The sequence below is a fragment of the Kitasatospora sp. NPDC001159 genome (genome assembly GCF_053598235.1).
This window is the reverse complement of record NZ_JBSFJV010000005.1, coordinates 115,884-137,658: the sequence shown is the minus strand read 5'-3', so window position 1 is coordinate 137,658 and position 21,775 is coordinate 115,884. Positions and strand designations below refer to the sequence as shown.

Genomic DNA, 21,775 nt, shown 5'->3' with positions numbered 1-21,775 from the left:
CCGGTTGTTCGCGCGAACAGATCACCAATGAGCCGGCCCCTTCGCTCCACCCCGATTACCAGGGCTTCAGCGCTACTACGGGCCGGTCCGCCAGCGGGTGCCGCCTCGGTGCTCAGCGCCTCGCGGTTTCCGCCGCCCGGCGCGCTCCCTCTCGCCTGTCTCGCGCCTTCGACGCGCAACGGCCGTATCGGCACTCGCCTTCCCACGTTCCGTGCAGAAGCCGCAGACCGGACTCGCGCCCCTTCTGCGCTCGTGGCGCACTTAAACGACAAGCTCAGATCGCTGCGGGTCGGGGATCGGTGCGCAGCAAGCTGTAGAGCACCACGTCGCGCCATTCACCGGCCCGGAAGGTCTGCGCCCGCTGCACGCCCTCGCGGGTGAATCCGACCTTCTCCAGGACGCGTTGTTCGGCGCCATTGGTCGACTCGGTCTCCGCCTCCAGCCGCATCACCGGCGAATGCGCGAACAGGTAGTCGACGAACAGCCGGTGGGCCCGGGTGCCGATGCCGCGCCCCCTGTCCTCCGGCAGGAGCTGGGCGCCCATGCTCCAGTGCCAGGCGGTGGGGGTCGCCGTTTCCCGCATGGCCGCGGCATAGCCGCAGAACGCACCGTCGACGGTGATCGCGAGGGTCCACTGTTCGTCCGTGAGCAGCCCGCTCTCGGCCCAGACGCGGCGGATCCGGTCCGGCTGCCGCCAGCCGAACCACAGGTGCTCGCCCATGGCTTCGGGATCGTTGAGGAGCTTGAGGAAGTGCGGGAGGTCGGCTTCGGAGATCGGACGCAAGGAGATCTTCTGTTCACTCATGCCAACGGAAACGACCGCACCAGCATGACGGTTCCTCATTTCTTCGAAATGGTCGAGAACTTCGTGAAGTCCGCGTCCGATCGCCGTTTACTGCGCCAAATGCCGAACCGTTTACTGCGCCAATCGAATTCCACTGCGCCTCAGCGGGAAATCGACCGCGCCAGCCGGAACCCCACGCTCGCCTCCCGCGCCGACCGATCCACCGCTGACCGGCCTGCCCCCTGGCGCCCGCGCGACCCCCGGCCCGAGGATGAGACCCGCCCTAACGACGCGCCAGAGGCGACGGTGGCGCGCATGGCAGACATCAAGTGAGACGCTGCTCGCCTACGACGAGGAGGCCCGCAGCTACACCTACAGCCTCCCCGACGACACCTTCCACTTCGACGACTACCGGGCCGTCCTCCGGGTCAGCCCGGTCACCGAGCTGGACGCCAGCTTCGTGAAGTGGAGCGTCACCTACGACATCGAGCCCGAGCACCGCAAGGAGTCCGCCGACCGCGTGCACGGCGTCTTCACCTCCGGCCTCGTCGCCCTGCGCGAGCACTTCGCGAACTGACGGCGGGGACGCTCCCGAGGGGCACCAGGACGCCCCTCAGAAGTCCGCCGCGCACCGCTTCGCCCCTTGCAGCTCGGCCCCTTCAAGGGGAGTCTGCCGGTCGGGCGCGTTGACGGAGGGCGAGCAACCTCCAGCCCGGCCCTAGCCCCTCTGAACGACCAGCAGGAACCAACCTGCCGCCGAGACGGCCGCAGCCGACCATCCGAGCACGGCAGCGGTACGGCCACACTCGGGCCCGCGGGCCCGCTGGAAGGCGGCGATCATCGCGGTGATCGCCGCGACCGGCACGGACAGGCAGGTCAGGAACCAGGCCCAGCCGCCGAACACCAACACCGCGAAGAAGGCCAGGACGGTCAGCGGCACCCACACCGCCGCAACCGCGAACCCGGCCGCGGCGCAGGCGACCCGAAAGCGATCCCGCCGACGAAGACAGGCCGGTACGGCGCATGCGACGGCGGAGACCAGCCCGACCGAGTGGTGGACGTACGGCCAACCGATGCCGAACACCGGCCCGATGAGGACGAGCGGCGGCAGGAACACGGCGACCGCCACACCGGCCAGCCACCGGGCACTCGCAGGCACAACAGTCATGATCCCCCCCTGCGTTCATTCATTTGAACGCGTTCAAACCTAGCACGCAGGAGGCAGGCGCCATCAGCTGGACGCGTCGTGTGCGATCGCCGCGAGCACGCGCCGACGCACGGCGGCGGAGGCTTCGGGCAGCCAGGGGGCCAACTCGGCCTCGAAGCGGCGCCGTTCGGCGCGGAGGAGCCGCGCGATGCGACTGGGAGAGCAGTGCATGAACCACCAGTCCCGGATGCGGTCGATCACGCGGGCTCCCCGGTCGGGTTCGCCCAGCTGATGCGCACCTCGTTCTCGCCGACGGGGAGGACGAGGGCGGGGTTCGCGGCGAGGTGGCGGATGACGTCGCGCTCGGCGCAGGGGCCGGTGAAGCGGCGCTCCAGGATCTGGAGCTGGGAGCGAGGCATCGGGAGGAAGCGGACCGAGTCCCAGATCGCTTCGAGCGTCGAGGCGTCGAGAACACGGATGGCCGACGACTTGACGCCGGGGATCTCCACGAGGATGTCGTGATCGGCCCTCACGCGGCCACCTCGCCCCAGACGATCTTGCCCACGGGCCGGCGCGGGCAGCAGCCCCAACGCTTGGTGAGCGAGTCGACGAGTCGGAGGCCGCGCCCGGTCTCGCCGTCGAGACCGGGCGCGGCGAGGACGGGCCTGCGGTCACCCCGGGAGTCGTGGACCTCGATGCGGAGACGGGCGAGGTCGACGTCGAGCGCGAAGTAGATGAGACGGCCGACCGGCGTCCCGTGCAGGACGGCGTTGGTGACGAGTTCGGTGGCGACCACGAGACCGGAGTCGAGGAAGCGCTCCCCGTCCGGGACGGAGGACAGGAGGACGGAGACCCGCTGGCGGGCGATCGCGGGGGAACGGCGGCTGCGCGGGAGCCAGGCGGTCGAGGAGTTTCGAGACATGGCGAAGTCACCTTCCAGGGAGAGGGGTTGAAGCCATGCGACGGCCGGACGGAGGCAAAGGAATGCCCGGCGGTAGATCCATCGTGATCACTCAGGCGACCCGAAGGACTACTCCCTGTAGAGTGCTCCGCGATGGCCTCATTGCGCAAGCGCATCTCCGCGCAATTGCGCAGCACCGCAACACTCTTGTGATCACCGAGGGAGGTGGCAGACTGTGACCCGACGTCAACCAAGAGGGAGCGACGAGCGTGGACAGTCCAACCGTGCTGCGCCGTAGGCTCGGCTCCGAGCTGCGACGATTGCGCGAACGGACCGGGCTCCAGGCCAAGTCCGTCGCGGACGAACTCGGATTCAGCGCGACCAAGGTGTCACGGATCGAGTCAGGTCAGACGACGCTGAAGGAATCCGACGTTCGCGCGATGCTCGAACTGTACGGCGTCAGCGACGCAGCCGAACTGCACCAGTTCATCTCACTGACTCGCCGCAGCACTCAGCGCGGCTGGTGGCACGACTACGGCGACACCCTGCCGGACTGGTTCCAGACCTACGTGGGCCTGGAAGCCGACGCCGCGCGGATTCGCTCGCACGAGACGGAGTTGGTCCCCGGGCTCTTTCAGACGCCCGACTACTCCCGCGCGATCTTCCGCGCCTCCCTTGCCGGGCAGGAAGGCGACATAGAGGGCACGATCAGTCGACGGTCGCGACTCAGGATGCAGCGACAAGAGATCCTCCGCCGGCCGAGCCCGCCCGAGATCCATGCAGTTCTCAACGAGGCCGCGCTGAGCCGCCCGGTCGGCGGCCTCAACGTTATGCGCGAGCAGGTCCTACATCTCCTGGCACTCGCCGCGCAGCCGAACATCTCCATTCAGGTGCTGCCTCTCAGCGCTGGTGCTCACGCAGCAATGAGCATGCCGTTTCACATTCTCTCCTTCGCAGACGTGCCAGGTCAGATCGTCTACGTCGAAGCACTGACCAGCAGTCTCTACCTGGAGAGGGAAACCGACATCGCGCGCCACGAGTTCGTCTTCGACCGACTCGCCAAGACGGCGATGAGCCCACAGGAGTCTGCTGCATGGATGAATCAGCTACTGAAGGAGAAATATCGACATGACAGCTGACCTGACATGGCGCAAGAGCAGCTACAGCGGCGGCGAAGGCGGCAACTGCATTGAGGTCGCCAGCGGCTTGCCAGGCACTGTTCCGGTCCGCGACAGCAAGGATCCGCAGGGGCCTGTGCTCGGCTTCAACGTTGAGGCCTGGCAGGCGTTCGTAGCTGACATTCGATCCGGCGAACTCCCGATCGCCCTCTGAACCAGCTCTCCGGGCGGCCCCGCGTGCCACGCGGGGCCGCCCGGCCTGACCGCTCCCCGCCTCGCCGTCTCGAAGGATGCTCAGTCGAGACAGAACTCGTTGCCCTCGATGTCCTGCATCGCGATACACGACTCGTTGACGCCATCGGCACGCAGCACCTGCACGCATACCGCGCCGAGCGCGACCAGTCGTTCGCACTCGGCCTGAAGCGTGGCCAGGCGCTCTTCGCCCACGAGTCCGGTGCCGACCCTCACGTCAAGATGCACCCGATTCTTGACGACCTTGCCCTCGGGAACGCGCTGGAAGTACATCCGCGGGCCCACACCCGAGGGATCCACGCAGGCGAACGCTGCACCCTGACGCTCAGGCGGCAGCGAGCGGTTGAAATCGTCCCAGGTGGCAAACCCCCTCGGTGGCGGCGGTACGACGTACCCCAACACCTCGCACCAAAAGCGGGCGACGCGCTCAGGTTCCGCGCAGTCGAAGGTGACTTGGAACTGCTTGATCGATGCCATCGGGCCACCCTAGCAGGGGGCTCTGTTGCTCATTTCCCGCTGGACATCCGCATGTTGACGTGAGGGTGCGACGTCACAGAGCCGATCCACATGCCCCGAGCATCACTGAGCTTTCGCCGTCTTCGAACGTGCTGGTCGGAGGCTCCGGCGTGGCGACTCTTCGGGGTGCTCGTGCTTGTCGTGGGCCGGAGTCGGCGGTCTTGATCGTCTGCCAGCGGTTGACTTCGGGGTTCGTCAGGTGACTCCTCCCCCGGCTGAAGCCGGGGGCTTCTCGCTAACCCTTCTGGGCGTTGCGACGGACCAGCCCGGCCCGTAGAACGTTGACGGCTCCCACTGTGTCAGGGTGTGCCTCGTGGCCACAGCTAACGCAGTGGAAGGTGTCCTGTGTGGGTCGGTTCTGCGCTGCGACGTGCCCGCAGGGCGGGCAGGTGCGGGAGGTGTTGCGGGGGTCCACGGCGATCACTTCCCGTCCGGCGCTTTCAGCCTTGGCGTGCAGGATCGTCAGGAACACCCCCCCACCCGGCGTCGGAGATCGACTTGTTCAGCCCGGCCTTGGCCGCCGCGCCGTTGGGCAGGAAGGTGCCCGGCTGTTCGGGGTCGGGCTTCGGCGCGGGGGCCTTGACCATGTTGCGGATCTTGAGGTCTTCGTGCGCGATGAAGTCGTGCTCGCGGACGAGGCCGAGGGCGGTCTTGTGGGCGTGGTCGAGGCGTTGACGGCGGACCTTGCGGTGCAGCTTGGCGACCTTCTCAACCGCCCGCTGGTGGTTGGCGGTCCGGTTCTTGGCCTTGCGGCGCGGGAACTGGCTGAGGGCCTGTTGTGCGGCTTCGAGCTTCGCGGCGGCCTTGGCACCGTGGCGCGGGTTGGGGACGAACTCGCCGTTGGAGTCGGCAAGGAAGTTGACTATGCCCATGTCGATGCCGACCACGCTGCCGGTCGCGGGCAGCGGCTCGGGCTCGCTCTGCTCGGCGGTGAGGACGACGTACCCAGCGCTTGCCTTCTCGCTTGACCGAGACGGTCTTGACCTTACCGACCACCAAGCGGTGCCGGTTGACCTTGACGTGCCCGACGCCCTGGAAACGGACGCGGGTCACCGGGTCGTGCGGGGTGGAGTCCCAGCGGCAGCCGTCGCCGTCCTTGGGGAAGTCAACGGTGTCGAACCAGTTCACGCCCCGCAAGCGCGGATAGCCGGGCTTGATCGGCCTGTCCAAGCTGATCAACTCCCTCAAGGGCGTCAGCTCCCGATACCTGCACGCCGAATACACCGGGCACATCAACCGCATCGGGCTCGGCTCCGTCTTCTGGTCCGCCTCCTACTACAGCGGCAGCCCCCCCTGCCGTCCACCGACCGGTGGACCCAAGGTTCAACCGGCCGGTCGTGTCGGGCGCGGCCCCGGCCGACCAAGATCTCGGGTATGAGTCAACTCCCTGTGCGGATAGCGCGTTGGAGCGCCCGGCATGCATGGCGCGCGATCGCCGGCTGGTTCGCGTTTGTCATTCTGTGCTTCAGCGTCGGCGTCGCGATCGGGTCCCATGAAGCAACTACCGAGGACTACCGGGTCGGTGAGGCGGGGCGAGCCGAGGCGATCGCGAGCGCGGGCGGCATGCAGCAGCGGCCGACCGAGCAGATCATCATCCATGCCAGGTCCGGGAGGCTGGACCTGGCCGCCGCCGCAGCGGCAGCGCAGGACGTCACCGAGCGGCTGCGGAAGCTGCCCGAGGTGGACAGCGTGGCAGCTCCGGTCCGATCCAAGGACGGCCAGGTTCTCCGGGTCTCGGTGGTCCTGAAGGGCCCCGAGCTGAACGGGAAGAGGAACGTCGTCCCGGTCCTCGCCCGGACGGCCCAGGTGCAGGGCGGCCACCCGGACCTGGTCGTGGAGGAGACCGGCTCCCCTTCCATCAGCAAGGGCGTCAACGACCAGCGTGGGAAAGACCTCACGCTCTCCGAGCGCATCACCCTGCCGGTCACGCTCATCACCCTGCTGATCGTCTTCGGATCGGTGGTCATGGCCGGTGTGCCGCTGCTGCTTGCGCTCTCCTCGATCGCCGCCGCCCTGGGGCTGTCCATGATCGCGTCCCATGTCCTGCCCGATCCGGGTGTCGGGACCAACATGATCCTGCTCATCGGCCTGGCGGTAGGCGTCGACTACACGCTCTTCTGCCTCAAGCGCGAACGCGAGGAACGGGCCCGCGCCGGGGGGCGGCTCAGCTCCGAGGCCCTGGTGGAGCTGGCAGCGGCGACCGCGGGCCGGGCCATCGTGGTCTCCGGTCTCGCCGTGATCGTCTCCACCGCGACCTTGTATCTGGCCACGGACGTCATCTTCTCCTCGCTGGCGACGGGCACGATCCTGGTCGTGGCGGTCGCCATGGTCAGCTCCCTGACCGTACTTCCCGCACTCCTGGTGAAGGTCGGCCACCGGACCGAGCGCCGTGCGGCCGGCAAGGCCGCCCGCCGGGCGAGCCACGGCATGCCGGTCCGTATGAAGCGCGCGGAGGCCGAGACGGGCCGGGTGTTCGGTGCCCTGCTGAGGCCCGCGCAGAAGCGTCCCGCCATCACGCTGTGCGTGTCGGTGCTGGTCATGTTCGCCCTGGCGGTGCCCGCGCTCGGCCTGAAGCTCGTCGACCCGGGCAAGGACACCTTCTCCCGCGGCATCCCGGCCATGCAGGTCTACGACCGGCTGAACGCGGCCTTCCCGGAGCTCCTGGTCAAGCACGTGGTTGTCGCCCGCTCCACTCCGGACCAAGCCGCCCAGGTGCAGCATGCGCTGGCGGACCTCGGCCGGCGGGCGCAGGCCGACCCGCTGTTCGCCAGGGACACCGAGCCGAGGGTGCGTACGTCGGCCGACGGCCGGATCAGCGTGCTGGAACTGGCCGTCCCGTTCCCCGCACCCTCCGCCGAGGCAATCGAGTCACTCGACCACATCCGTAAGGACTATCTGCCCGCCACGGTCGGCAGGCTGTCCGGCGTGGAGACGGGGGTGACCGGTGACGTGGCCCGAGGCCGCGACTACGTGGATCACGAGAACAGCAAGCTGCCGCTGGTCATCGGGTTCCTGCTGCTGGTGACCTTCGTGATGAGCGTCTGGGCGTTCCGCTCGGTGGTCATCGGCCTGATCGGCGTCGTGCTCAATCTGCTGTCCGCCGGGGCCTCGCTCGGCCTGCTGGTCGTGTTCTTCCAGGGAACGTGGGCAGAGGACCTGCTGGCCTTCCACTCCCTCGGCGCCATCGCGTCCCGGGTACCGCTGTTCCTCTTCGTGATCCTCTTCGGCCTGTCGATGGACTACCAGGTGTTCGTGGTCAGCCGGATACAGGAGGCCAGGCAGAACGGGATGTCGGCTCGCGAGGCGGTAGTGGACGGCATCAGCCGGTCGGCCAAGGTGGTGACCAGCGCGGCGATAGTGATGGTGACCGTGTTCGGTGCCTTCGTCGCCCTGCACCTCACCGAGATGAAGCAGATGGGCTTCTGCCTGGCGACGGCCGTGCTGCTGGACGCCGTGGTCATCCGGCTCATGGTCCTGCCGTCGCTGCTGCTGCTCCTCGGCGAGCGGGCATGGTGGCCGCTGTGCCCGGCGCGACGGACGCAGACCGCTGTCCCTGCTGCCGGCATGCCGCAGAACGTAGGCTGACGATCATGATTCAACGGCCGCAGCCCGACGACCGGTTCCGCACCCGAACCCTGCGCCGGTGGTACGCAGTCTCCTGGGTGTTCCTGGGCTTGTGTCCCCCGGTCATCTCCGCGCTGCACCACACCGGAACGACGAAGTACGGGTCGTTGGCGCTGCTTGCCGTGATCGCCCTCTGCTACACGACCGTTGTGACCCTTCCCCGCAATCCCGTGCTGCGCCCCCACACCTTTCTGGGCGTGCTCGTCCTCGGCCTGGGCGCGCTGTCCCTCCTACGCGGCGACGGCGCGGCACTGTTCATCGTGTCGCTCCCCCACTTCTGGCTCTTCGCCAGGAGCCCGCGGTACTCGATCGCCCTCAGCGGCGCTGCCGCCGCCGCCACCGTGGCCGGCATCATCCGCCATCAGAGCTGGCACGCGGAGGATTTCTCCACCGGCAACATCGTCTTCACCCTCATCGGCTACACGGCGAGCGTGCTGCTCGGACTGGGGGTGGTCCGAATCGTCGAGCAGAGCGACGAACGCGCCCGCCGCCTGGGCTCCGAGCTGGCGAACGCCCAACTGCGCCTGGCCGAGGCCCACAAACTCCAGGGCGCCACGGAGGAGCGCGAGCGGCTCGCGCGGGAGATCCACGACACCCTTGCCCAGGGCTTCGCATCCATCATCGTGCTGGCGGAGGCGGCCCGCTCCAGCCTCGACACCGATCCCGGCAGGAGCACCCGACAACTGCTCTCGATCGAGAACACCGCACGCGAGAACCTCGCCGAGGCGCGGGTACTCGTCGGCTCCGCCCCGCAGAGCGGTCCCGCCCTCGGCTCGGTCGCCAAGACCCTGCGCCGGACCCTGGACCGGTTCGCCGAGGACACGGGACTCACCGTCACCGCAGATCTGCCGGACGTCGAGTGCGACCAGCCGACCCGGATCGCGCTCCTGCGCTGCACCCAGGAGTCCCTGGCCAATGTCCGCAAGCACGCGGCCGCCTCCGCCGTGGAGATCGTCCTTACGCCGTCTCCGGATGGCGTCGAACTGGAGATAACCGACGACGGCCAGGGCTTCGTGGTCGAAGACTCCCACGGCTTCGGGCTCAACGGCATGCGCAATCGCCTGGCCGAACTCGGCGGCGAACTCACCGTCACCAGCTCCCCCGGCGACGGCACCCGCGTCCTCGCCGCGATTCCAACGAACAGCCAGGTGTGACGACATGACAGCTCAGACAGAGACGGACGGGCTCCGCATCATCGTGGTCGACGACCACACGGTCATGCGCGCCGGGGTCGTCGCCCTGTTGGCCTCCGAACCCACCATAGACATCGTTGGCGAGGGCGGCGACGGCCGCGCGGCCGTCGAACTCGTCGAGCGCCTGAAGCCGGACGTGGCACTGATCGATCTGCGGATGCCAGTCCTCGACGGGGCAAGCGCCACCGCCGAGATCATCGCCCGCCACCCGGGAACCCGGGTACTGATCCTGACCACGTACGACACCGACGCGGAGATCGAGCGCGCGGTCGAGGCTGGCGCGATCGGCTACCTGCTCAAGGACACCACGCGTGACCAGCTCGTCGACGCCATCCGATCCGCGTCCCGCGGCGAGACCGTCCTGGCCCCGAGGGTCGCGGAGCGGCTGGTTGCCCGCATGCGGCAGCCCGCTCCGGTGGCCCTGACCACCCGGGAGGTGGATGTGCTGAGCGCGGTCGCCGACGGGCTGTCCAACGTGGAGATCGGCCGGCGGCTGGTCATCGCGGAGGCCACGGTGAAGACCCATCTGCTGCGGATCTTCGCCAAGCTCGATGTCAGAGACCGCACGCACGCGGTGGTCGTGGCCCTAGAGCGCGGACTGCTGGACAGGCGTTAGTCCCGACGACGTCATCTTCACCGGTTTCCAGGCCACCCGCGCCCGCAAAGGGGGGCCGACTCGCCCTGCCGACATCTCTCGGCCCTCAGGTGTGGGTCCCGAGCACGGTCATCCGCCGGACCGGCGAGAGGGCGATCGGGATCCACACGCAGGCCAGGCACGTCGCCGCGACTCCGAGGGCCCACCGGGTGCCGACGGCCGTGGCCAGGGCACCAGCGGCTGCGGCGCCGAGAGCCGTGGCGCCGGTGAAGAGGACGCGCATGGTGCCGTTGACGCGGGCGAGCAGCCCGGCGGGGGTGACCTGCTGGCGGAAGGTCGTCATCAGGACCGAGTCGAAGCCGACCTTGAGCAGGACCAGGGCCCAGCCGACGGCCGCAACCGGGCCGGGGACAGGCCGGCCGAGCAGGGGGACGGCGACGGCCAGGGGCGCGACCAGAACCCCGACGAGCAGGGCGGCGCGGCCCGCGCCGAGCCGGTCGGCGAGCCTGACGGCGAACAGCGCGCCGAGCAGACCGCCGACGCCTCCGGCGCCGAGGAACAAGCCCAGTTCCCCTTCGCTCCAACCGAGTTCGGTGAGCACGAGCACCGGGAGCAGCGTCATCACCCCGGCGGTGCCGATGTTGACCATGGAGCCGGCAATGGTCACGGTGCGCAGCACGGGCTGGCGGGCGACGAAGGCGATGCCCTCGGCGATCTCGTGCAGGAGGTGGCGTCGCACGACCCCACCGGCCGGGTGCTCGCGCATCCCGAGCGTGGACAGCCAGGCTGCGGACCACAGGTATCCCGCAGCCATCACCAGTAGCACCGTGGGCGCGCTGAGCATCCCGGCCGCCCACCCGGACAGCGCCGGCCCTCCGATGAGCGCGGTCTGGATGATGGTGGCCAGCCGGGCGTTGGTGCGGGCGAGCAGGGCGCCCGGGGCCAGGTCCTTGACGAGGCTCTGGGTGGCCAGGTCGAAGAACACCGTCGCCACGCCCTGCACCACCACGACGACCAGCAGGTGGACCATGCTCAAGCACCCCGACCAGGCCGCGACCGGCACGGTGATCAACGCTCCCGCCCGCACCAGGTCCGCGCCGATCATGACCGGGCGACGCCGCACCCGGTCCAGCCAGGCGCCGACCGGCAGTCCGAGGAGTACGAAGGGCAGGGTCAGCGCGGTCCTCAGCAGGGACGTCCCCGAGGCTCCCACGTGCAGCACGGTGACCGCCGTCAGCGGAACGGCCACCTGGCCGATCTGGGCGCCCCACAGCGCGACTCCGGACGCCGTGAGGTAGCGGGTGCGGTCCTGTGGAGTGACAACGGGCGGTGCCGCCGTGATCGTCTGCGTCATGGCAGGAAGCGTCGGGGAGTTCGAAAGTCGCCTCAACGGATTCACGCTAGGGTGAATCCTCGTGCCGTTCACGCTCACCCTCTCCCTGGGCACAGCCGATCTGGGCCAGTTGCGCTGGGCCGTCTCCCCGGCCTGGGAGCTGCTGGCCTCCATCAGGACGCTGACCCGGCCGGCGAGCCGCGCGATCCACATGCCGTGGCTGTCCGAGCACCGCCACGACCCGCTGCTCACCACACCCCGAGCGGCGGCGGCACGCGCCCTCACCGCCGGCCCGCAGGGCCATCTCCCCGGGTTCCTCGCGCCGACCCCGCTCTCGCCCCTGACCACCCTCGACGACGAGCTCGACGAGGTGCGCCGCACCCCCGCCGAGGTCATCCGCCGCGACCTGGCCGAGGTGTTCGGCACGAACCGACCGAGCAGCCTGACACCCGTGGCGCGCGCACCCCGACGCGAGTTGGACCGGATCGTCACCGACCTGCACGAGTACTGGCAGCGCACCCTGGCGCCGGCCTGGCCGAGGATCCGGGCCCTGCTCGAATCCGACATCCACTACCGCGCCCGTTCCCTCACCGAGCGCGGACCGGCGGCGATGTTCGCCGACATCCACCCCGACCTGGCCTTCGACCAGGCCTCCGGCACGCTGCGGATCGCCAACCGGCAATCGGACCCGGCCGATCCGCACCGCTCACTGGACGGTCGCGGCCTCGTCCTGGTGCCGTCGGCGTTCGCGTGGCCGAAGCTCTACGTCAAGACCGCGGCGCCCTGGGTGCCCGTGATCCGCTACCCCGTCCGCGGCATCGGGACCCTGTGGGAGTCCCGCAGCGACGCCGCCGACCTGGCCGCGGCGCTCGGCGCCACCCGGGCCCTGCTGCTCGGCCTCCTGGAGACCCCGGCCGGCACCGTGGAGCTCGCCAACCGGACCGGGCTGGCCCCCGGCGGGGTGTCCACCCAGCTGCACAAGCTCGCCAAGGCCGGTCTGGTCGCACCCCACCGGACCGGCCGGGTCGTGCTCTACGCCAGAACGGCCAGGGGCCGAGCCCTGTACGACTGAGCCGGGGGCGGTCCGCCGACCGCCCCCGGCTCGAACACGTCACACCTCGCTTACGGCATCGCGGTCTTCCAGATCCCGCGCCCGTGCGTGGCGACGTACACCGACGTCCCGTCCGGGCTGGGCGTCAGGTAGACCGCCGCCGCCGTCGGCAGGTTGCCGGCCGCCGTCGGGTCGGCCGTCCCCAGCCGCTTCCAGTGGCCGAGGCCGTCCGCCTTCACGTCGTCGGTGAACACGCCGAGGTCGGTGGCCACCACCAGCGTCCCGTCCGGCGCGAACAGCACCCGGTTGGCCGAGGCGTCCACCAGCTGGTCGGCGGCGCCGTCGGCTCCGCTGACGTCCTGCCAGGTCGTGCCACCGTCCGAAGTCCGCCAGAGGTGGCCGTAGCCGGCGCCCGGGCCGACGTTCCAGTGCCGGGAGAAGCCGGACAGCGCCGCGTACACCGTCTTGCCGCTCGCGTCCGACGGGTCGATGGCGATGTCCTGGATGTAGCGCACCGGGAAGTCCGCTGGCAGCGTCAACTGGTGCCAGTTTCCGCCGTAGTTGGTCATGATGCCCCGGGCGAAGGTGTCCCCCGGGTTGCAGGCGCCGCACCAGGCCGCCCACACCACGTGGTTTCCGGCCGGGTCCAGCTGCGACTTGACGGCCGTGACCGAGTGCCCGGCGCCGCTGTCGGCCAGCTTCTGCCAGTCGGCGCCCGAAGTGCTCTGCCAGGTCTTGGTGTTGGCGTAGACGTACTCGCCACCGGCCACCCAGTAGCCGGGGTCCTTGGCGTCCGCCCCGAACGGTGCGATGAACCGCGCGTTGGGGTCGTTCGGACTGATCGACGTGATGGCCGACGGCGTACCGTCGTCGTTCGCCGTGTAGCCGCAGTTGTTGGTCACCGACATCGCCAGGTTGGTGTACTCGCCCACCGTCTGGCAGCCGTTGGCCGGGTTGACCAGCTGGTCGCCACCGTCACCGCCGAACGGCTGGCCCATCTCCCCGGCCGCGTTGAGCTGTTCGGTCACGGGAGCATTCGAACCCGGGTAGGTGTACGAGTACGTGGCGCCCTTGGGCACCGAGATCGACACCCCGTTGTCCTGCAGCCCGCCCCACACGGCCTCGCCCCCACCCGGCAGGGCGCCCGCACCCACCGAGTAGTACTGCAGCGTGCGCAGCGTGCCGCTCGCGTTGAGGTTGCGCCAGCCGGGCGCGGTCTGGGTGGTCGGCCGGGCGTACACGCCGCCGTCGTTGCCCGCGTACACCTCGGGGGCCTTCCCCGCCCAGTTGGAGAACGCGAGCGCGTGCTGGTCGGAGTGCATCACGTTGCCGTCGCAGGTGTTCTGCGCGGCGACGTAGCTGAAGCAGTTCAGCCCCAGGTTCCAGTACCGGCCGACCGTGCTCCACGTCGAACCGCCGTTGCGGGTCTCGTACAGCTCCTCCAGCCCCAGGTACAGGTGGTTGGGGTCGGTCGGGTCGACGGCCAGCGACTGGTCGTACCAGGACTGCACGCCGGGCTGGTAGCCCGGGCCCATGACGGTCAGCTTCATCGCCGAGCCGCTGTTGGCCAGCACGCTGGAGTTGGCGATCTGGGTGAACGGGCCGTTGATGTCGCCGCTGTTGCTGACGTACACGCCGCCGAGCACGGTCTGCGGTGCCTTGGCCCCGGGGTTCTTGTTGTACAGCGTCGGCGACTCGACCACCGCGTACAGCTTGCTGCCGTCGGCGGAGTAGGCGAAGGTCGTGTTGCCGATGTCGCTCGGGTTGATGCCGCCCTGCGGGTTGGCGGTGCGCCAGGTGGTGCCGGCGTCGTCGGAGTAGTAGAAGCCGTTGTACGTCGCGCCGCCGCGCCAGGCGAGGTTGGCGACCAGCCGCCTGCCACCCGAACCCGGCTGCACCACCAGGTCGTTGGCGATGTCCGCGTAGTAGCCGCTGGTACCGCAGGCGACGCCGCTGACGCCGGTGCCCGCACACGGGGCGAGCACCTTCTGCCAGGCGTCGCCCTGGGCGGCGCCGAGCGCGCGCCGGTAGACGCCGTGCGAGGTGGCGGCGAAGGCGTAGCCGGCCTCGGTGTCGAAGCGCAGCGCGTGGATGGAGCTGTTGTCGAGTTCGCCGCCGCCGAGCGCGTCGGACTGGCTGAAGCTCGCCTGGCTGGGGTTGGCGAGCCGGTACACGCCGGTACCGAGGTAGTTGTCGAAGGCGGTGGTGGCCTCGCCGGTGCCGAGCCACAGGGCGCCGTCGGGGGCGACGGCGAGCGAGCCGACCGAGAGCGAGGGCAGGTGGTCGGCGATCGGGGTCCAGGTGGCGCCGTCGTCCGTGGAGCGGAACACGCCGCCGCCGGCGCCGCCCGCGTACACCACGCCGGGGTGGTTCGGGTCGGCGGCCAGGGCGGCGATCCGGCCGGTGTTGTAGCCGCCGCCGGCGCCGCCGTTGGAGACGTTGTGGTCCCGGTAGTGCAGCGCGTCGCCGTTGTACGGCTGGGTGGTGACCTCGGTGTAGCCGGCCTGCCGTACCGGCATGCCGAGCACGTGTTGCCAGGCGGCCCGGTAGGCGCCGGCCGTGACGGTGCCGCCCGGGGAGACCCGGGGGTCGTTGAAGGACTGGATGGAGTCCATCAGTTCGCCGGAGTCCTCTCCGGCCTGGCGGTGGTTCGGGCTGGTGCCGGTACTGCTGGAGCCGGACGTGGTGGCGACGGTGTCGCCCCACGCGGCGGTGGTGCCCGCCGTCACGATCAGCGCGGCGGATATCAGCGCGGCGCGGGTTCTGCCGCGACGCGCTCTGCTGGGGGAGCCCATGAAGTCTCCGGTCCGTCGGGGGGGCCGCCCCACCGGTCGTGGGGCGGGAACTGGAGGTGGAGCGGGCGGCACCCTACACCGCGGTGATCTCCGTCAACAGCCTTGGAGACCAATGGCTTTGACCGGGATTTCCACTCGTGTGAAGTCGCCGATTCACTGAATGGAGGAACGGCGGAGAAACGCCTGGATCCTTTGGCTCCGCCTTTACGCCGGGCACCCCCAGCAGCCTCCCAGCCAGCGCCCAGCGGCCTCCCAGCCTCTTACCCCCCTCTCATCTCCCACCCCTAGCCTCCGCGCATGAACGTCTCCCTGCTCGACGGCTGGTTCCCCTGGACGGTCCGGGCCGCGGCCCTCGCCCTGTTCCTGACCGCGGTGGGCTGGCGGGACCGGACCTGGCAGCGCAAGTGGGGTCCGATCGCGCTCGGCACGGCGCTGGCGGTCACCGCGGTCGTCGCCGTCGGCGTGCTCGCCCTGGCCGGGATCACCGATCCGATCCCGTCCGAGGTGTGGCTGTGGAGCGGGGTGGCGATCGCGGCGTTCAGCGTGCTGGGCTTCGGCTGGCGCGGCGCGAAGTGGTGGCGGCGGGCGCTGGTGGCGCCGACCGTCCTCCTCGCGCTGTTCTGCGCCGCGAACAGCGTGAACATCGCCACCGGCTACTACCCGACGATCGACGACGCGGTCGGCGAGCTCAGCGGCGATCCGCTGCCGGACCAGATCACCCTGGCCCAACTCGCCTCGATCCACGGCAAGACCAAGACCGGCCGCATCGTCCAGGTCGACATCCCGGACACCGCGAGCGGCTTCACCCACCGCCAGGAGCTGGTCTACCTGCCGCCCGCCTGGTTCCGCAGCCAGAACCGGCCCAAGCTCCCGGTGCTGGAGATGATCGGCGGCGAGTTCGCGGCGCCCGACAACTGGATCCGCTCCGGCAACGCGGTGAAGACCGCCGACGAGTTCGCCGCCAAGCACAACGGCTTCACGCCGATCCTGGTCTTCGTGGACGCCACCGGCGGCTTCCGCGTGGACACCGAGTGCGTGGACGGCCCGCACGGCAATTCCGAGAGCCACCTGCTCAAGGACGTCCCGCCGTTCGTCCAGAAGACCTTCAACGCCGCCACCGACCCGCACAAGTGGGGCGTGGCCGGCTGGTCCATGGGCGGCACCTGCGCCTTCGACCTGGTCGTCGAGCACCCCAACGTCTTCACCCACTTCGGCGACTTCTCCGGCGACAAGGGCCCGTACATCGGTGACAAGGACCACACCATCCAGGAGCTGTACGGCGGCAACGCGGCGGCCTGGGCAGCCCACGACCCGCTGACCGTGCTCGCCGGCCACCACCCCAAGTACCAGGGCGTCTCCGGCTACTTCGGCCAGGGGGACGAGGAACACGGCCAGATCGAGTCCGCGAAGGCCCTGGACGCGGCCGCCAAGAAGGACGGCATCCGCACCACCAGCACCGTTGGCTCCGGCAAGCACACCTGGCAGACCGGCGCCGCGACCTTCACCCAGGCCCTCCCCTGGCTCGCCCAGCAACTCGGCGTCCCGGGCACCCACCCGTAACGGCGCTCGGTCCGTACCGGCCCGACGACCGCGACGGCCCCGCACGCGTAACAGCGCGGTCTTGATTCCGTCCGGATTCCGTACAGGCCGTATGCGAACCGCACACCCTCCGCATCCGCTCCGGAACGAACCGTGGGTGGGATCACACCCGCCCGCCGCCCGGGGAAAGCCTTGGTGTCGGCCGGCCTTGCGGACCCGCCGGGCGACGCCCCGGTCGGACACGATCCACCGCCAAACCGCGCGGCCGGAACGGAGATCCCCGTGCCGGGCGGCGCCCGTCCGCAGACGGGGGAACCTCACAGCCCTCCCCCTCCGCCCATCGCTTCCGCCGCACCCGCACACATGTTCACCACCAGCCCGCTGCAACTGCCGCACTCCCCCGATCTCCCGGAGAAATCCCGCTTTGCTCCCGGCGCCCCCGTGGCATAAGTTTCGTCCGCCGTCGACGCAGCACCTGCTCTGACCACGCCTCAGACCTGTGGTGAGCTGCGGAGCCAGGGGGCCGGACGGCAGCACGAAACGGGGGAGGAACAGCCATGCCGAGTGCCCACAGCCACGGGTCCAGCGGTCGGCGAGGACGGACGGGCGAAGCGCCTCCGCCCCAGGCCCCGACCAACGACACCGGACACCTGAGGAATCGTCAGTTGCGCAACAGCACCCGACTGGTCACCGCCACCGCCGCTGCCCTGCTCTGCGTGGGCGCCCTGAGCGCCTGCGGCCCGGACAACAACGACCCGAACGGCGGCAAGACCGCCGCCCCCGCGCCGACCGGCGCCACCGCGGCGCCCGCCGGGGGCGACACCGCCAAGCCCACCGGCGGCGCCAGCAAGCCGCCCGCCGCCGACGGTGCCGTGTCCATCCCGGCCAAGGCCTGGATGGACACCAAGAGCATCCCGATGGACGAGACCTACCACTACGCCCCGCTGGCGGCCAACGCCAAGCCGGTCAACGGCGTGGTCACGTTCAAGGGCATGGAGCTGTGCCACGCCGCCCCCACCAAGGACGACGAGGGGCCGCTCACCGGCGTCGCCGCCAAGGCCTCGGTCGGCTTCGGCGGGGACCGCTGGACCGCCCAGCAGACCCTGCTGGTGCACGGCGACCCGACCCACAGCAGCGGCACCAAGCAGATGACCAACCTGGCCGAGGGGCGCCTGACGGACGCGCTCAAGGCCTGCGCCAAGACCGCGCCCGGCGCGACGGTCAAGGTCAACAGCGCCCCGGACTCGACCTTCGCCTTCTCCGCGGTGCTCACCATTCCGCAGCAGGACGGCTCCACCGCCACCCTCCACGAGTACGTCACCACCGACGGCGGGTGGGTCAGCGAGCTGTCGGTCTGGGCGACCACGAAGGCCGGCGCCCAGCCCAAGGACGCCTGGAAGGGCCCGGAGGACAAGTACGTCCTCACCGGCATGTCGGCGCCGATGTGCGAGGCCTTCCCGGGCTGCGACGGCCACCAGTAACACCTGCCGCACCGCGGCAGCACACAGACGGCCGCCAGGCCCGTCCGGCACAGGGGACCGGACGGACCTGGCGGCTTGCTTCTGCCCGCCGGGTCAGAGCCCCAGGCGGCTGAGCGCCGTGGTCCAGTCGCTCGCGATCGCGCTGCGGGCGGCCGCGAGGGTCACTCTGTGGCCGCACACCGCGGTCTTGAGCTTGTTCTCGACCGAGTCCTTGCTCTGCGCCGGCTGGCTGCCGTAGCGCGGCTCGGGCCACAGGTTGCGCGGGTCGCGCGGCGCGCCGCCGAGTTCCAGCGGGACGAAGTGATCCTCCTCGTAGTCCGCCGGGCTGGTGTCCGAGTAGCCGTACCGCGCGATCTGCTGCGTCTTCAGCGCGTTGGTGTAGCTGGCCGGCGGGCGCACGGTGGCGGTCCAGCCGGAGACGCAGATGGTGGAGCCGATGGTGGCCTGGGTGACCGCCGGGTTGTACGCACCCGGCGTGCAGGACGGGTCGGGCAGCGGCAGGTACGCCCGCGAACAACTCGTCGCACGAGTACCGGACTTGACGGGCCCGTGGGTCGTCGGAGCGGCGGCCTGCGCGGTGCCGGCGGCGAGCCCGGCGGCGGCGAGGGTGGCCGCTGCGGCGATGACGGTGAGACGCTGACGAAGCATCATGGTGGTGCTCTCCTGGGCCGGCCCGGCCGATCGCCGGGCGACTGTGCCCATGACAGCACCGCCCGCGCGACGGGCGTCAGGTCCGGGACGTGAACGAGTGGTTACCGCCCCTCCACATCCGGCCGGGCCGGAGGTGTCACCCCACCAGCAGCCGCGCCAGCAGCGCCGCCGGCCCTTCCGGCAGGCTGCCGTGCACCAGCTCGGTGCGGTGCACCAGCCGGGGCGCGGCGATCGGCGCGCAGGCGATGCCGGGCGCCTGCGCCGCCGTCGACTCGGGCAGCAGGGTGAGCCCGTGCCCGGTGGCGACCAGGGCGAGCAGCCCGTGCAGGTCGGTGCCCCGGTAGCGGGTGGCGGGCCGGAAGCCGTCGGTTCCGGCAGCCGCGCGCAGCCGGGCCGCGGTCGGGGTGAGGTCGGGGGCGTCCAGCCAGCGGGCAGCCGACAGGTCGGCGAGAGCGACGCCGGTACGGCCGGCCAGCGGATGGCCGACGGGCAGGGCGACCGCGACCGGCTGCTCGTCCACCGCGACGGTGGTCAGCGGGCCGACCTCGGGCAGCGGCAGCGGGTCGCTGGGCGCGGCGAGGCCGTCGATCAGCGCGAGGTCGACCTCGCCGGTGGCGACCTGGGCCGGCAGCACGTCCTGGGCGAGCACCCGGACGACCAGCTCGACCCTCGGGTACGCCCGGCGCACCTCGCCGAGCGCGCGCCCCAGCTCCGCCCCGACCGCCAGCGGGGTGGCGCCGAGCACCAGCCGGGCACTGGGGGCACCGGCCAGGCGTGCGACATCGGCGCGCGCCGCCTCCAGCCGGACCAGCAGCGGGGCCGCGTGCTCCAGCAGCCGCCGCCCGGCCTCGGTCGGGCCGACCGGGCGACGGACCAGCAGCGCGGTGCCGAGGTCGGCCTCCAGCGCGGCGATCTGCTGGGAGACGGCGGACTGGGTGTAGCCGAGTTCCCGGGCCGCGTCGGAGAAGGAGGCGAGGCGGGCGACGGTCACGAAGGTGCGCAACTGCTGGGGATCCACGGCGGTCATCAACCGATCTGATCGAGACGTAAGAAATCATCGTTGGCGCTGATCTCGGGTGCGGGGCCAGGATAGCCGCATGACCTACCTGACCCCGCGGATCGCCCTGGTCGGCGACCGCTCCCCCGCCGTCCGCTCGCACACCCGTATCCCCGGCCTGCTCGACTCCCTCGCCGAACACGACCAGCTCGTCCTGGACGCCTACTGGATCCCCACCGAGGACGCCGGAGCGCCCGGCGCGCTCGACGGCTTCGACGCCGTCTGGCTGCTGCCCGGCAGCCCGTACCGCAGCGAGGCCGGCGCCCTGGCCGCGGTCCGCACCGCCCGCGAGCGCGGCATCCCCTTCCTCGGCACCTGCGCCGGGTTCCAGCACGCGGTGCTGGAGTTCGCCCGCGACGTCTGCGGCATCACCGACGCCGTCCACGGCGAGCAGGACCCCGACCTCGACCAGCAGGTGATCGTCCCGCTCAGCTGCTCCCTGGTCGGCCACGAGGGTGCCGTCGTGGTCACCCCCGACACCCTGGCCGAGCGCGTCCTCGGTGCCACCCGCACCCAGGAGCGCTACCACTGCAACTACGGCCTCAACGCCGACTACCTGGACCGGCTGCGCACCCACGGGCTGCGCTTCAGCGGCGCGGACGAGTCCGGCCAGGCCCGGATGCTGGAGCTGCCGGAGCACCCGTTCTTCCTGGCCTCGCTGTTCCAGCCCGAGCTGTCCGGCGACGGCACCCGGGCCCACCCGGTGATCCGCGCCCTGGCCGCGGCCGCCGTCGCCCACGCGGGGCTCGGCGAGGCGACGCCGACGCCCGCCTGAGCAACGGCCGCACCGGCAGGGGTCACATCGGCAGCGAGCGCAGCCGCACCGGCCCCTCCGGCCAGCCGGCGCCCTCGGCCAGCGGGCGCCACATGGTGCGCAGCGGCATCACCGCGAGCCGCCCCTCCGGCTGTTCGACGGTCACCTCCTCGGCCACCTCTCGGAAGCCGAGCCCCCGGTAGAACGCGGCCAGCGGAGGACGGCAGAACAGCAGCGCGTACCGGAAGCCGAGCGTGCGCCCGTGGTCGAGGGCGGCCCCGACCACGGCCTGCGCGAGGCCGCCGCCGCGCCGGTCGGGGGCGACGCAGACGCCGCCGACGCCGATCGCCTCCAGGTCGACGCCGCCGACGGTCAGCGGGACCGGCAACAGCCCGGTGTGGGCGACGAGCCGGCCGTCGGCGGCCCGGAGGCCGAAGTGGATCTCCTTGGGCAGGTAGGTCAGCCCGGTGTAGGCGACTCCGTACGGGTCCTCGCCGGGGCCGAGGATCTCTTCCTGCTCGGCGCGGGAGTACTGCTCCAGCCGGACCACGGTCGGCGGTTCGGAAGAAAAACGATCACTCATCATTCCATGCTCCCTTCCCCGCAAACCCTGTTCCAGTCCCTTCCCGGCCGCCTGTTCGGTCACATGATCGGCCCGGCCCCCGGTTCCGGAACCCGTCACCGACCGACCACCCGATCCGGAGATCATCCCGCATTACCCCGGGCATGGAAGCTTTCCCCTCATGCGCCAGCCCAGCGAACAGTCGGCCGTCGACCTCACCGCACCGCTGCCCGGGTGCTGGCCGCCGGCGACACCGCCGTCGACGTCCGCCGCTGCGCCTGCCCGCCCGGTCCGGACCTTCGCACCGACCGCCGTGGTGCTGCTGGTCCTCGTCCCGCTCGCCGCCCACGACCCGGACTTCGGCCCGACCACCTCGCCGCACGTCAACGCGGGGACGGCCTGAGCCCCAGCACCGCCCGGGG

Annotated in this window: 23 protein-coding genes and 1 pseudogene; 12 read left to right on the top strand and 12 right to left on the bottom strand. The window is 70.7% G+C overall.

Going from position 1 to position 21,775, the window contains the following annotated elements; genetic code table 11:
- Positions 1-274: 274 nt before the first annotated feature.
- The gene (locus ACWC9T_RS04845; protein ID WP_449819616.1) at positions 275-805 is read right to left on the bottom strand and encodes a GNAT family N-acetyltransferase; all 531 of its coding nucleotides are present in this window, start codon (positions 803-805) and stop codon (positions 275-277) included.
- A gap of 250 nt (positions 806-1,055) precedes the next feature.
- Here ACWC9T_RS04845 and ACWC9T_RS04840 point away from each other — a divergent pair, with 250 nt between their 5' ends.
- Positions 1,056-1,361 (top strand): SRPBCC family protein, encoded by a 306-nt coding sequence (locus ACWC9T_RS04840; protein ID WP_449819615.1) that lies wholly within the window; start codon positions 1,056-1,058, stop codon positions 1,359-1,361.
- A gap of 141 nt (positions 1,362-1,502) precedes the next feature.
- On the opposite strand, the gene ACWC9T_RS04835 is transcribed toward ACWC9T_RS04840, so the two are convergent.
- The 4 genes from ACWC9T_RS04835 to ACWC9T_RS04820 all read right to left on the bottom strand — a co-directional run bounded on the left by ACWC9T_RS04835 (position 1,503) and on the right by ACWC9T_RS04820 (position 2,853).
- Positions 1,503-1,952, bottom strand: coding sequence for a hypothetical protein (locus tag ACWC9T_RS04835; protein WP_449819614.1), 450 nt, complete (start codon positions 1,950-1,952; stop codon positions 1,503-1,505).
- Positions 1,953-2,015: 63 nt separating this feature from the next.
- Positions 2,016-2,192 (bottom strand): hypothetical protein, encoded by a 177-nt coding sequence (locus ACWC9T_RS04830; RefSeq protein WP_449819613.1) that lies wholly within the window; start codon positions 2,190-2,192, stop codon positions 2,016-2,018.
- Positions 2,189-2,464: a hypothetical protein gene (locus ACWC9T_RS04825; RefSeq protein ID WP_449819612.1), complete on the bottom strand. Its 276-nt coding sequence runs from the start codon at positions 2,462-2,464 to the stop codon at positions 2,189-2,191. The genes ACWC9T_RS04830 and ACWC9T_RS04825 overlap by 4 nt, the downstream gene beginning before the upstream one ends.
- The gene (locus tag ACWC9T_RS04820) at positions 2,461-2,853 is read right to left on the bottom strand and encodes an ATP-binding protein (protein WP_449819611.1); all 393 of its coding nucleotides are present in this window, start codon (positions 2,851-2,853) and stop codon (positions 2,461-2,463) included. Before ACWC9T_RS04820 ends, ACWC9T_RS04825 begins: the two co-directional genes overlap by 4 nt.
- A gap of 248 nt (positions 2,854-3,101) precedes the next feature.
- Here ACWC9T_RS04820 and ACWC9T_RS04815 point away from each other — a divergent pair, with 248 nt between their 5' ends.
- Positions 3,102-3,971 carry a helix-turn-helix domain-containing protein gene (locus ACWC9T_RS04815; protein WP_449819610.1) on the top strand — a complete coding sequence of 290 codons (870 nt, stop codon included), beginning with the start codon at positions 3,102-3,104 and terminating at the stop codon, positions 3,969-3,971.
- On the top strand, positions 3,961-4,164 hold the full coding sequence (locus ACWC9T_RS04810; RefSeq protein ID WP_449819609.1) for a DUF397 domain-containing protein: 204 nt from the start codon (positions 3,961-3,963) through the stop codon (positions 4,162-4,164). Before ACWC9T_RS04815 ends, ACWC9T_RS04810 begins: the two co-directional genes overlap by 11 nt.
- Positions 4,165-4,244: 80 nt before the next feature.
- On the opposite strand, the gene ACWC9T_RS04805 is transcribed toward ACWC9T_RS04810, so the two are convergent.
- Together ACWC9T_RS04805 and ACWC9T_RS04800 are read right to left on the bottom strand one after the other, a co-directional pair.
- Positions 4,245-4,679, bottom strand: a complete 435-nt coding sequence (locus tag ACWC9T_RS04805; protein ID WP_449819608.1) for a VOC family protein — start codon at positions 4,677-4,679, stop codon at positions 4,245-4,247.
- 274 nt (positions 4,680-4,953) lie between these two features.
- Positions 4,954-5,915: pseudogene (locus tag ACWC9T_RS04800) on the bottom strand (RNA-guided endonuclease InsQ/TnpB family protein).
- Here ACWC9T_RS04800 and ACWC9T_RS04795 point away from each other — a divergent pair.
- Genes ACWC9T_RS04795 through ACWC9T_RS04780 form a run of 4 tightly spaced genes read left to right on the top strand, consistent with a single transcriptional unit; the run spans position 5,872 to position 10,151 of the window.
- Positions 5,872-6,096 carry a transposase gene (locus ACWC9T_RS04795; protein WP_449819607.1) on the top strand — a complete coding sequence of 75 codons (225 nt, stop codon included), beginning with the start codon at positions 5,872-5,874 and terminating at the stop codon, positions 6,094-6,096. The pseudogene ACWC9T_RS04800 and the gene ACWC9T_RS04795 overlap by 44 nt on opposite strands.
- Complete coding sequence (locus tag ACWC9T_RS04790) at positions 6,093-8,303, top strand: MMPL family transporter (protein WP_449819606.1); 2,211 nt, start codon at positions 6,093-6,095, stop codon at positions 8,301-8,303. The genes ACWC9T_RS04795 and ACWC9T_RS04790 overlap by 4 nt, the downstream gene beginning before the upstream one ends.
- Before the next feature lie 5 nt (positions 8,304-8,308).
- On the top strand, positions 8,309-9,496 hold the full coding sequence (locus ACWC9T_RS04785; protein WP_449819605.1) for a sensor histidine kinase: 1,188 nt from the start codon (positions 8,309-8,311) through the stop codon (positions 9,494-9,496).
- Positions 9,497-9,500: 4 nt separating this feature from the next.
- A complete protein-coding gene (locus ACWC9T_RS04780) occupies positions 9,501-10,151 on the top strand; it encodes a response regulator (protein WP_449819604.1) in 651 nt (216 codons plus the stop codon).
- 85 nt (positions 10,152-10,236) lie between these two features.
- Here ACWC9T_RS04780 and ACWC9T_RS04775 read toward each other — a convergent pair whose 3' ends face one another.
- Positions 10,237-11,484, bottom strand: coding sequence for an MFS transporter (locus ACWC9T_RS04775; protein WP_449819603.1), 1,248 nt, complete (start codon positions 11,482-11,484; stop codon positions 10,237-10,239).
- A 61-nt stretch (positions 11,485-11,545) separates the two neighbouring features.
- On the opposite strand from ACWC9T_RS04775, the gene ACWC9T_RS04770 reads away from it, so the two are divergent.
- Positions 11,546-12,535 carry a DUF5937 family protein gene (locus tag ACWC9T_RS04770; RefSeq protein ID WP_449819602.1) on the top strand — a complete coding sequence of 330 codons (990 nt, stop codon included), beginning with the start codon at positions 11,546-11,548 and terminating at the stop codon, positions 12,533-12,535.
- A 50-nt stretch (positions 12,536-12,585) separates the two neighbouring features.
- Here the strand turns inward: ACWC9T_RS04770 and ACWC9T_RS04765 are convergent, their stop codons facing one another.
- Positions 12,586-15,309: a WD40/YVTN/BNR-like repeat-containing protein gene (locus tag ACWC9T_RS04765; protein ID WP_449819601.1), complete on the bottom strand. Its 2,724-nt coding sequence runs from the start codon at positions 15,307-15,309 to the stop codon at positions 12,586-12,588.
- A 297-nt stretch (positions 15,310-15,606) separates the two neighbouring features.
- Here ACWC9T_RS04765 and ACWC9T_RS04760 point away from each other — a divergent pair, with 297 nt between their 5' ends.
- Complete coding sequence (locus ACWC9T_RS04760; RefSeq protein WP_449819600.1) at positions 15,607-16,869, top strand: alpha/beta hydrolase; 1,263 nt, start codon at positions 15,607-15,609, stop codon at positions 16,867-16,869.
- A 644-nt stretch (positions 16,870-17,513) separates the two neighbouring features.
- On the top strand, positions 17,514-18,329 hold the full coding sequence (locus ACWC9T_RS04755; RefSeq protein ID WP_449819599.1) for a hypothetical protein: 816 nt from the start codon (positions 17,514-17,516) through the stop codon (positions 18,327-18,329).
- Between the two features lie 93 nt (positions 18,330-18,422).
- Here ACWC9T_RS04755 and ACWC9T_RS04750 read toward each other — a convergent pair whose 3' ends face one another.
- Positions 18,423-18,980: a hypothetical protein gene (locus ACWC9T_RS04750; RefSeq protein ID WP_449819598.1), complete on the bottom strand. Its 558-nt coding sequence runs from the start codon at positions 18,978-18,980 to the stop codon at positions 18,423-18,425.
- Between the two features lie 136 nt (positions 18,981-19,116).
- Positions 19,117-20,007 carry a LysR family transcriptional regulator gene (locus tag ACWC9T_RS04745; RefSeq protein WP_449819597.1) on the bottom strand — a complete coding sequence of 297 codons (891 nt, stop codon included), beginning with the start codon at positions 20,005-20,007 and terminating at the stop codon, positions 19,117-19,119.
- Positions 20,008-20,077: 70 nt separating this feature from the next.
- Here ACWC9T_RS04745 and ACWC9T_RS04740 point away from each other — a divergent pair, with 70 nt between their 5' ends.
- Positions 20,078-20,812 (top strand): CTP synthase C-terminal region-related (seleno)protein, encoded by a 735-nt coding sequence (locus ACWC9T_RS04740; protein WP_449819596.1) that lies wholly within the window; start codon positions 20,078-20,080, stop codon positions 20,810-20,812.
- A 22-nt stretch (positions 20,813-20,834) separates the two neighbouring features.
- Here ACWC9T_RS04740 and ACWC9T_RS04735 read toward each other — a convergent pair whose 3' ends face one another.
- Positions 20,835-21,374 (bottom strand): GNAT family N-acetyltransferase, encoded by a 540-nt coding sequence (locus ACWC9T_RS04735; protein ID WP_449819595.1) that lies wholly within the window; start codon positions 21,372-21,374, stop codon positions 20,835-20,837.
- A 160-nt stretch (positions 21,375-21,534) separates the two neighbouring features.
- On the opposite strand from ACWC9T_RS04735, the gene ACWC9T_RS04730 reads away from it, so the two are divergent.
- A complete protein-coding gene (locus tag ACWC9T_RS04730) occupies positions 21,535-21,756 on the top strand; it encodes a hypothetical protein (RefSeq protein WP_449819594.1) in 222 nt (73 codons plus the stop codon).
- The last annotated feature ends 19 nt before the right edge of the window (positions 21,757-21,775 follow it).

Coding starts and splice junctions, on each gene's coding strand:
- ACWC9T_RS04785 (WP_449819605.1), top strand. CDS start 8,309: ATGATTCAACGGCCGCAGCCCGACGACCGGTTCCGCACCCGAACCCTG.
- ACWC9T_RS04740 (WP_449819596.1), top strand. CDS start 20,078: ATGACCTACCTGACCCCGCGGATCGCCCTGGTCGGCGACCGCTCCCCC.
- ACWC9T_RS04790 (WP_449819606.1), top strand. CDS start 6,093: ATGAGTCAACTCCCTGTGCGGATAGCGCGTTGGAGCGCCCGGCATGCA.
- ACWC9T_RS04820 (WP_449819611.1), bottom strand. CDS start 2,853: ATGTCTCGAAACTCCTCGACCGCCTGGCTCCCGCGCAGCCGCCGTTCC.
- ACWC9T_RS04780 (WP_449819604.1), top strand. CDS start 9,501: ATGACAGCTCAGACAGAGACGGACGGGCTCCGCATCATCGTGGTCGAC.
- ACWC9T_RS04745 (WP_449819597.1), bottom strand. CDS start 20,007: ATGACCGCCGTGGATCCCCAGCAGTTGCGCACCTTCGTGACCGTCGCC.
- ACWC9T_RS04805 (WP_449819608.1), bottom strand. CDS start 4,679: ATGGCATCGATCAAGCAGTTCCAAGTCACCTTCGACTGCGCGGAACCT.
- ACWC9T_RS04840 (WP_449819615.1), top strand. CDS start 1,056: ATGAGACCCGCCCTAACGACGCGCCAGAGGCGACGGTGGCGCGCATGG.
- ACWC9T_RS04810 (WP_449819609.1), top strand. CDS start 3,961: ATGACAGCTGACCTGACATGGCGCAAGAGCAGCTACAGCGGCGGCGAA.
- ACWC9T_RS04750 (WP_449819598.1), bottom strand. CDS start 18,980: ATGATGCTTCGTCAGCGTCTCACCGTCATCGCCGCAGCGGCCACCCTC.
- ACWC9T_RS04730 (WP_449819594.1), top strand. CDS start 21,535: ATGCGCCAGCCCAGCGAACAGTCGGCCGTCGACCTCACCGCACCGCTG.
- ACWC9T_RS04765 (WP_449819601.1), bottom strand. CDS start 15,309: ATGGGCTCCCCCAGCAGAGCGCGTCGCGGCAGAACCCGCGCCGCGCTG.
- ACWC9T_RS04775 (WP_449819603.1), bottom strand. CDS start 11,484: ATGACGCAGACGATCACGGCGGCACCGCCCGTTGTCACTCCACAGGAC.
- ACWC9T_RS04835 (WP_449819614.1), bottom strand. CDS start 1,952: ATGACTGTTGTGCCTGCGAGTGCCCGGTGGCTGGCCGGTGTGGCGGTC.
- ACWC9T_RS04845 (WP_449819616.1), bottom strand. CDS start 805: ATGAGTGAACAGAAGATCTCCTTGCGTCCGATCTCCGAAGCCGACCTC.
- ACWC9T_RS04760 (WP_449819600.1), top strand. CDS start 15,607: ATGAACGTCTCCCTGCTCGACGGCTGGTTCCCCTGGACGGTCCGGGCC.
- ACWC9T_RS04735 (WP_449819595.1), bottom strand. CDS start 21,374: ATGAGTGATCGTTTTTCTTCCGAACCGCCGACCGTGGTCCGGCTGGAG.